The sequence below is a fragment of the Burkholderiales bacterium genome, from assembly GCA_013695435.1.
Lineage (GTDB): Bacteria > Pseudomonadota > Gammaproteobacteria > Burkholderiales > JACMKV01 > JACMKV01.
Window position 1 is genome coordinate 1 of the sequence record JACDAM010000097.1, and the last position, 3,461, is coordinate 3,461.

General features: G+C 58.7%; 3 protein-coding genes. All 3 read right to left on the reverse strand.

The features are described 5' to 3' along the window. A partial coding sequence (locus tag H0V78_05605) for a phosphoketolase family protein (protein ID MBA2351265.1) occupies nt 1-1,550 on the reverse strand: 1,550 nt, incomplete at its 3' end. Continuing rightward, nucleotides 1,547-1,987, reverse strand: coding sequence for a hypothetical protein (locus H0V78_05610; protein MBA2351266.1), 441 nt, complete (start codon nt 1,985-1,987; stop codon nt 1,547-1,549). The genes H0V78_05605 and H0V78_05610, both read right to left, overlap by 4 nt. Next, nucleotides 1,984-3,168 (reverse strand): acetate/propionate family kinase, encoded by a 1,185-nt coding sequence (locus H0V78_05615; GenBank protein MBA2351267.1) that lies wholly within the window; start codon nt 3,166-3,168, stop codon nt 1,984-1,986. The genes H0V78_05610 and H0V78_05615 overlap by 4 nt, the downstream gene beginning before the upstream one ends. Nucleotides 3,169-3,461 lie beyond the last annotated feature (293 nt).

A 3,461-nucleotide genomic window follows, 5' to 3' on the forward strand; every position in this document is an offset into this window, starting at 1 on the left:
GTCAGTGAGGCGATGGGCCGCCGCCAGGGAACCTCGCGCGAAACCTTGAGCCACTTGGCGTGCTGATTGAACATGGAGTCGACGATGTGGATGAAGGCCTCGTAGCAGGAGAAGAATCCGTGGCGGCCGGTAAGCAGATATCCTTCCAGCCACCCTTGGCAGAGGTGCTCGCTCAGAACTTCCATCACGCGCCCGTCGGGCGAGAGTTGAGTGTCGCTCGTCAGGATCTCGCCCGTAAAGGCACGATCGGTGACTTCAAACAAAGCGGCCAAACGATTGGATGTCGTCTCGTCCGGGCCGAAAACGCGGAAGTTGCGTGCGGCCATATTCAGTTTCATCACGTCGCGCAGGAAGTCACCGGTGACGCGGGTGGACTCGGCTGTCACCGTACCGGGATCGGGGACGTCGACCGCGTAATCCCGGAAATCGGGAAGCTTCAGATCCTGCAGAAGCAGGCCCCCGTTGGCATGCGGGTTCGTTCCCATGCGCCGATTGCCCTTTGGCGCCAGTTCGGCGAGTTCCGCTATGAGTTTGCCCGCCTGATCGAACAATTCCTCGGGGCGATAGCTCTTCAACCACTCTTCCAGCACGTCCAGGTGCTTCGGATCTTCCTGCAGATTGGAAAGCGGGACCTGATGCGACCGCCAGGAGCCTTCGGTCTGCAGGCCGTCCACCTCCTTGGGCCCGGTCCAGCCCTTGGGAGTGCGCAGGATGATCATGGGCCACGCGGGACGCCGCGTGAATCCCCCGCTGCGCGCTTCCGCCTGAATTTGCCGGATCTCCTCTACGATGCCATCCAGCGTCCCGGCCATTATTTGGTGAACTCTTTCCGGATCGTCTCCTTCTACCATGTAAGGCTTGTAACCATAGCCGCGAAAAAGCGCTTCCAGTTCCTCGCGGCTGATCCTTGCCAAGATCGTCGGGCTGGCGATCTTGTAGCCATTCAGGTGCAGGATCGGCAGAACAGCGCCGTCGTGGACGGGATTCAAAAACTTGTTCGAGTGCCAGCTAGTGGCAAGCGCTCCGGTCTCCGCTTCTCCGTCGCCCACCACGCAGGAGACCAGGAGGTCGGGATTATCGAACGCGGCGCCGTACGCATGCATAAGGGAATAGCCGAGTTCGCCGCCTTCGTTGATCGAACCCGGCGTTTCCGCGGCGGTGTGGCTCGGAATGCCGCCAGGGAACGAGAATTGGGTGAACAGTCGTTTCAGGCCCTGTTCGTCTTGCGAGACGGTTGGATACAGTTCGCTGTAGGTGCCCTCCAGGTAGGTGTTGGCCACCAGACCCGGCCCGCCATGTCCTGGCCCGGTGACATAGATCATGTTCAAGTCATACTGTTTGATGATCCGGTTGAGATGCACGTAGATGAAATTCAAACCTGGCGTAGTGCCCCAATGGCCCAGCAGCCGCGGCTTCACATGTTCCAGCTTCAAGGGCTTTTTGAGCAGCGGATTGTCGTACAGATAAATCTGACCGACCGACAGGTAGTTGGCGGCCCGCCAATAGGCGTTCATATTTTTTAGAAGTTTCGAAGACAGTGGTTTGTTCATACGTCTATTCCTCTGCGCAGCATTAGGGAAACGATGATTGGCGGAATAATGAGCCATTGCAAAATTGGCGTGATCCCGGTGCCGAGAATCGGCAGGGTTGGCATCGCTGTGGCATATTGCCATCGGTTGAGAACGTTGATCGCAATCGCCTCGACGACCACGGTAATGGCGAGCCCAATGGCGATGAATCCGGCGACCTGGATTGTCTTTGGGTGAATAATCCAGCTACGCGATCTTGCGGTCAGCGCGATAATCCAAAACGCAACGAGCAAAATGACGACATCGCCGAGGGCGGCTAGCGTACAGTGAATGGTCGCCTCGAAATGTGTCAAGTTATCCATGCCTTGAAATAACGGAACTTGCCAAATCTCCCAGATAAAGTTGAGAAGAAATCCGGAGATTGAAATTTTAATCTCAGTTGCATTGAGCTTGCTCATGAGGTGATTCGGCCAACCGCCTTCGCAATCATTAGCTCTTCGTCTGTAGGCATGACACGTACATCGACGCGGCTGGCATCGGCGGAAATGACCGGCTCGTTGCTTTTGTTTCTGGTCGGGTCCAATTGGATGCCGAGGAAACCGAGGCCCTCGCAAATGCGTGCTCGAATCACGGGCGCGTTCTCGCCGATGCCACCCGCGAAGACGAGCGTGTCCAGTCCACCGAGCGCGGCGGCAAACGCCCCTATCCACTTCTTGACCTGGTAGCAGAACAGCGCGACGGCTTCGGCAGCCCGGACATCGGCGGCTTCCATGTCAAGCAGATCGCGCAGATCGGAACTCGTTTCCGAAACGCCCAGCAATCCCGACTGATGGTTGACCATTTGGTGAAACTGCTGCGCAGTCATGTGCTCGGTTTGCGCCAGGTACCAGACCAGCCCCGGATCGAGATCGCCCGAGCGAGTGCTCATGGGCACGCCTGCCGTCGGCGTGAAGCCCATGCTGGTGTCGATGCTCTTGCCGCCACAGACCGCTGTCAGGCTTGCCCCGCTTCCGAGGTGAGCGAGGATTACCCGTCCTTGCGCAGCCTCGGTACCCGCCACGCACGCGAGTTCTTCCATGAGAAACGCATAGGACAGGCCGTGAAAACCGTAGCGCTCGACGCCCTTCGCCGCGAAGCGCCGGGGAATGGGCAAGATCCTGGCGACCCGCGGCATGTGGCGATGAAAGGCCGTGTCGAAGCACGCAACCTGTGGCAGGCCCGGCACCCGCTCGCCAATCAGATCGATCAGATCGATCTCGGAAGGCAGATGCTCCGGGGCGTAGGCGCTGATGCGGCGCAATTCATCGAGCATTTCCTTGGTGACGCGATGCGGCTCGTGGTAGTCGGCACCACCGTTGACAACGCGATGGCCCACTGCCGTAATCGAAGCGAGGCCGATCTGCTGGTCGAGCCAATCGAACAGGAAATTTGCCGCCGACCGGTGATCGAAGTCGCCGATGCCGCGACTGTCCTGCTGATTCCGGGCGGGGTCATTGAAAGCAAAGCGGGTTCCGCGCAAGCCGATGCGGTCGACTTTGCCATGCAGCCCTCGTTGCGGCGGGTCGCCCATCCGATACAACGCGAACTTGATGCTCGACGAGCCGCCATTGACCGTCAGGATGCATGCTCCAGCCGGCATCAACGCGACTCCTTCGGAGAATTACGCGTTTCGCTACCTCGTCATGCAATTGGAACACGCGGGTGGTGCCGCTTACGAACTCGCATACTTTGCCTCCAACGCACAAGGAAATCGGCGCCCCTGCCCCATCACGCCCGCGGACCGTCAGGGAGTCGCGCGTAAGTCGCAGGTCGAGCGAATGCGATTGCGATCTGAAGAATTTCACCGAAGTCGATTTCGACAATCATGTCGGGCTGATTATGACGATCGTGGAAAACAACGAAGAACGATTGATCGGCGTCGGCCGCTTCGTG